Below are 5,374 nucleotides of genomic sequence, written 5' to 3'. Positions count from 1 at the left end.
AGCGTTGGGCCAACTACCCGGTGCAGGGCTTGCAGGTATTGGGGGGATTGACCTATAAGTTTGATTTATGAGAAAATGTGCCCTGTAATCGATACGACCCAAAAACATCCATTTTTAGTGACAACCCCTTTAATCAACACTACATTTCCCTATTTTTGAGGAAGTTAACCCGCAGCCATGGTTTCCATTCCCGTCCCAAGAAATAGCATCCTTCTTTTTTATTTGCTCTTTGCCTTTTTAGTATCCTCCCAAAACCAGATAAAAAACCCCAGTTTCGAACGGTTCGACAATTGTCCGAAAAGGTTGGGGAATTTTGGTACGGATGTCGTTTCGTGGTCCACACCTACCGATGGCTCCACCGATTATTTCAATGCCTGCAGCACATCCATGGGCACCCCTGAAAATTTTAACGGAAAACAACCGGCCGAGTTTGGGGAAGGCTATGCGGGATTCTACCTATACGCCCCCGATGATTATCGCGAATATCTCCAGGCCGAATTGATCCGAACGTTGGAAAATGGCAGAGCATACCAAGTTTCGTTTTACATAAGCCTGGCCGAGCGTTCCGATTTCGCCATAAAGGAATTCGGCGTGCTGTTCACCAAGGACCAACTGGCAATCCCCATTAAAAAGGAACTCTCCAAATCCCATTTGTTCCGGCAAAATGGAAATGTGTATACGTATCTGGAAATCGGTACTACCAACTTCTATTCCGACACGCAAGATTGGATTCCCGTAAGTACACGCTTCGTGGCTAAGGGCACTGAAAAATATATGGTTCTGGGAAATTTCAAAAACAACGCCCGTACCCGAAAGTTCAAGACCGAATATACGGCAAAGCAAGGGGCCTATTACTATGTGGACATGGTAGAGGTGAAAGCGGCCGAAGCGGCCGATACTGCATCCGACGAAAATTCCTTTGAAAATATCGATAAACAAAAAGGGAGTTTTACGTTGGATAAAACCCATGTCTTTGAAAACGTTCTTTTCGAGTTCGACCATTCCGAAGTTCTCGAAACGGCCAAGGATGAAATACAACGGATTTTCGATTATCTCAAGGCCAACCCGGATCTGCACATTGCCATAAACGGCCACACCGATTCTTTGGGAACGGATGATTACAACCAACAGCTTGCCGGGAAAAGGGCAAAAAGGGTAGCGGATTATCTGATGCAAATGGGAATTCCCCAAAAGCGAATTGTTTGGCAAGGGCATGGCGGCGAAATACCGATAGCAACGAATGCTTCCGAAGAAGGAAGGAAACGGAACCGTAGGGTGGAGTTTGTGATCAGTAATCCGAATACTCCGTAGGATAAAGCAACAGTTTATCCGCCTTGTTCATATTGTTCAGGTATTTGGGGTCGGTAGAAAGCTCGCCCCATTTTTCTGACGAGAAAAACGATTCCCAAACGGCATCCCGCTTTTCCATATTTTGATACGTGGTCATATACATCAGGTTCGGCATATGATTTCCCGAAAGCACCTCCGCATAGAAAACGGCATTGGCGCCCAACGATTCAAAAAGCTCGATTTCGCCACCTTTGTTGAACATGGCCACTTTGTTTTGATATGTCGCCTCAGTAGGCGATTCGTAGCTGCGGAGCTCATAGATCCGGTCTTTTCTATCGCCTTGCACTTCCGAAGGTTTCATTTGGGGCATCCCTGTAAAGGCACGCATCAAGACGGAGTTGATACGCTCGTACGGCGGCTCGTCATATTTGGCGTTGATATATTTCGCTCCCGAAGAAGCATAGGCTTTGTCCTGTGCCAACATATCGTCCAAAGTTTCGAACTGTTCCAATGAAGCAAAGGGAATCAGGACAAATATTTTATTGGCGGTCAAGAAGTTATTGGGGCGATATTTGAAAACGCCTACGTTCTCTATACCCGCACGTTTTAGCGCAGGTAGATACGTATTTTTTAGATAGGCATCCATCACGCTATCTTGTTTTACGTCTTTTAAGGTATAGGTTTTCAGTTGGTAGTAGTCCCGTTTTTGTTCTTGGGAATATCCAGTTAAGTTAACGGCAATAATGAAGATAAGGGTCGGAAAAACGGCAAGCAGATTTTTTTTCATAGCGATTTCGATTGGTACTTCCCAAACTTAGCGAAGTTCAGGGATATAAGCACGCTTGTTAGTTGATTTTTTCCGTTTAAAGTAACCTATCGAAACAAATTCCCCTTAAATTGCGGAATGAGAATCACTAATGCCTAACCCCAAATGGATCTAAATTTAGCAGTACTTATAGACGGGGACAACATCCCTTCCGCCTATGTTAAAGAAATGATGGAAGAGATCGCCAAATACGGCAACCCGACCATCAAACGCATTTATGGTGATTGGACAAACCCGCGATTGGGCAAGTGGAAGAACATTCTCTTGGAAAACGCCATAACTCCCATTCAGCAATACGGCTATACCCAAGGCAAGAATGCGACGGATTCGGCCATGATCATCGATGCGATGGACATATTGTATTCCGGAAAAGTAAACGGTTTCTGCATCGTGAGCAGCGACAGTGATTTTACGCGTTTGGCGACAAGACTTCGGGAAGCGGGCATGCAAGTGTATGGTATCGGCGAAAAGAAAACCCCGAATCCGTTTATCGTGGCCTGTGACCGTTTTATTTATATCGAGATATTGAAAAAGCCGGAGAGCACTGCTTCCATTGATTCGAAAGACACGCCTACCTCGAAAAGCGGTATAGAAAAAATTACCCCTAAGGACCTTCGGTTTATTGCCACGACCATTGACGATGTGTCCGACGACGATGGCTGGGCCTTTATGGGCGATGTGGGCAGTCTTTTGCAGAAAAAACAGCCCAATTTCGATGCCAGGAACTATGGCTTCCAAAAATTGACGCCATTGCTTTCGTCCATTCCCCACTTTGAGATCGAACGCCGGGAGGATTCAAAGGGTCGAAAGAAACTGGTCTACGTGAAAATCAAGGAAAAGCAGCGTACGGGCCGCAATAAGAAATAGGGCCAATACTGGAAAAAAGAGACTATCCGAAATCGTAATCTTCATCCTATCACAAGGTTTAGGTATAAACCAGTATATTTACAGGACGAATAAGAAACAAATAATTTTAACTATGAACATCATGAAACAAACCAAGGTCAAAAGCTGGATACCCCTATTCGTTGCCATACTTTGTCTTATCGCAGTATCCCCTGTGATGGCCATTTCGCAGCATTCGACCGATACCGCATCCCGTCTAATCGGCGATAAGTTCGTCGGCGGCTGGAGCTATACCGTTGAGGGAGCTCCCGAAGGCTATAAAAACGGCCTTATGATTATCGTAAAGGAAGGCGATGGTTATAAGGTGCAAATGCAGATCGGCGGCGGTACGCTATTGGGCGACAACGTAAAGGTCAAAGGCAGTACGATTAGTTTCGACGTTATGGTCGAGGGCGATAATGTAGCCGTAACCCTGACCGCAAAAGGCGATACCATTACGGGCAAAAGCACCTCTTCGGAAGGTTCCTTCACTATAAAAGGCGAAAAAACCCTTTCGATGGAGTAAGTTTAAAGCCCTACATCTTGAAATCCAAATGAAAAAAATACTGCCCCTACTTTTGCTCTTTCTTTCCGGTTGTGAATATGTCAAGGAAAAAGTGGATCTGGTGATCGTAAATGCCAATATCTACACCGTTGATGAAGGCTTTTCAAAAGCAGAGGCCTTTGCAGTCCATAAAGGAAAATTTATTGCGGTCGGTACCACCGAAGAAATACGTGACCAATATACCAGCGACCAATTGGTCGACGCGGATGGACGCACCATTACCCCCGGACTTATCGATGCGCATTGCCATTTCTATGGTTTGGGACTTGACCAACAGGTGGTCGACCTCACGGGCACTAAAAGTTTCGAAGAGGTATTGGAGCGCGTGGAGCAGTTCCAAAGAGAAAATCCCAAGGATTTTATTTTAGGAAGGGGATGGGATCAGAACGATTGGGAAAAAAAAGAATATCCTACCCGAAAAGAACTGGACAAACTTTTTCCCGATACCCCCGTGGCGCTTCGTCGTATCGATGGGCATGCCATGCTCGTCAATAAGGTGGCTTTGGATTCTGCAGGCATCGACCGGGGCACCAAAATCGAAGGCGGCGAAATCGTAAAGGGAGCTATGGGCATCACCGGGGTGCTTATCGATAACCCCATGCAGCTGATCGATTCCATTACCCCCGCCCCTGACCTTGAAACCAGAATCGAAGCCTTAAAGGATGCCGAACGTATCTGTCTGAACCACGGCCTGACCACGGTCAACGATGCGGGGCTGGACCGCTCCACTATCGAACTTATCGATAGCCTGCAACAGGCCGGCGAAATTTCCATACGGGTATATGCCATGGTTAGCAATACCCCAGAAAATGTGGATCATTACATCTATCAAGGCCCGATAAAGACCGACCGCTTGAATGTACGCTCCGTAAAAGTATATGCCGATGGCGCTTTAGGATCAAGGGGCGCCTATCTCAAGAAACCGTATTCGGACAAGTGGGGACATTATGGCGCCATGGTGACGCCCATCGAAGACATCGAGGATTTGGCCAGGCGGCTCGCCATATCGGAATATCAGATGAACACCCATGCCATCGGGGATTCCGCCAATGCCGTAGTACTTCGGACCTATAATAAAATTTTAAAGGATAGTTCCGACCGTCGATGGAAGGTCGAGCACGCGCAGGTCATCGATTCCGTCGATTTTAAATATTTCGGAAAAAATATCATCCCCTCTGTTCAGCCCACCCACGCCACCAGCGATATGTATTGGGCGGAGGAGCGCTTGGGGGAAGAGCGGATGACAGGTGCCTATGCGTTCAAAAAACTTTTGGACCAAGCGGGATTGGTAGCTCTGGGAACGGATTTTCCTGTGGAAGACGTGAGTCCGTTTTTGACCTTCTACGCCGCCGTCACCCGAAGGGACCTTGATGGAAATCCAAAAGAGGGATTCCAGATGAAGGACGCCCTTACCCGTGAGGAAGCCTTAAAGGGCATGACCATTTGGGCCGCCTATTCCAATTTCGAGGAAGATGAAAAGGGAAGTATCGAAATCGGCAAGTTCGCCGATTTCGTTATCTATGACAAAGATATGATGAAGGTGCCGGTACAGGAGATTCCCACGATTATGGCCGAGCAGACTTTTGTGAACGGGGTTACGCGTTAATTCGATCAAGACTCGGAGAATTGAACAGCATACTAAAATTCGTCTATCATCCTAGTAGTATGCTAATAAAAAAACCGAAGGCTGCTGGCTTCGGTTTTTCGATTATAGGGATTTCAGGAAATTGCTTTTACATTTGCATCGTAATCGGTACGGCGACACGGGTCTTGTCCCATCCCATGACCATGTGAACGCCTTTGTCCAC

Annotated in this window: 5 protein-coding genes; 4 read left to right on the top strand and 1 reads right to left on the bottom strand. The window is 46.5% G+C overall.

Features of this window, described 5'->3' with window-relative positions; genetic code table 11:
* The first annotated feature begins 177 nt into the window (after window positions 1-177).
* On the top strand, window positions 178-1,311 hold the full coding sequence (locus tag ACEW8S_RS11480) for an OmpA family protein (protein ID WP_373518290.1): 1,134 nt from the start codon (window positions 178-180) through the stop codon (window positions 1,309-1,311).
* Here ACEW8S_RS11480 and ACEW8S_RS11475 read toward each other — a convergent pair.
* Complete coding sequence (locus ACEW8S_RS11475; RefSeq protein WP_373518289.1) at window positions 1,289-2,077, bottom strand: NIPSNAP family protein; 789 nt, start codon at window positions 2,075-2,077, stop codon at window positions 1,289-1,291. The two genes, ACEW8S_RS11480 and ACEW8S_RS11475, sit on opposite strands and share 23 nt — an antisense overlap.
* Before the next feature lie 144 nt (window positions 2,078-2,221).
* Here ACEW8S_RS11475 and ACEW8S_RS11470 point away from each other — a divergent pair, with 144 nt between their 5' ends.
* From ACEW8S_RS11470 to ACEW8S_RS11460, 3 genes are all read left to right on the top strand, one after another.
* Window positions 2,222-2,983, top strand: a complete 762-nt coding sequence (locus ACEW8S_RS11470; protein ID WP_373518288.1) for an NYN domain-containing protein — start codon at window positions 2,222-2,224, stop codon at window positions 2,981-2,983.
* Between the two features lie 112 nt (window positions 2,984-3,095).
* Window positions 3,096-3,527 (top strand): hypothetical protein, encoded by a 432-nt coding sequence (locus ACEW8S_RS11465; RefSeq protein WP_373518287.1) that lies wholly within the window; start codon window positions 3,096-3,098, stop codon window positions 3,525-3,527.
* Between the two features lie 28 nt (window positions 3,528-3,555).
* On the top strand, window positions 3,556-5,172 hold the full coding sequence (locus ACEW8S_RS11460; RefSeq protein WP_373518286.1) for an amidohydrolase: 1,617 nt from the start codon (window positions 3,556-3,558) through the stop codon (window positions 5,170-5,172).
* Window positions 5,173-5,374 lie beyond the last annotated feature (202 nt).

The sequence above is a fragment of the Pricia sp. genome, from assembly GCF_041745955.1.
Classification (GTDB): Bacteria; Bacteroidota; Bacteroidia; order Flavobacteriales; family Flavobacteriaceae; genus Pricia.
This window is presented reverse-complemented; position numbering and strand designations above follow the sequence as displayed.

Excerpts from the sequence above, each read along its gene's own strand:
- ACEW8S_RS11470 (WP_373518288.1), top strand. The coding sequence starts at position 2,222 with ATGGATCTAAATTTAGCAGTACTTATAGACGGGGACAACATCCCTTCC.
- ACEW8S_RS11475 (WP_373518289.1), bottom strand. The coding sequence starts at position 2,077 with ATGAAAAAAAATCTGCTTGCCGTTTTTCCGACCCTTATCTTCATTATT.
- ACEW8S_RS11465 (WP_373518287.1), top strand. The coding sequence starts at position 3,096 with ATGAACATCATGAAACAAACCAAGGTCAAAAGCTGGATACCCCTATTC.
- ACEW8S_RS11480 (WP_373518290.1), top strand. The coding sequence starts at position 178 with ATGGTTTCCATTCCCGTCCCAAGAAATAGCATCCTTCTTTTTTATTTG.
- ACEW8S_RS11460 (WP_373518286.1), top strand. The coding sequence starts at position 3,556 with ATGAAAAAAATACTGCCCCTACTTTTGCTCTTTCTTTCCGGTTGTGAA.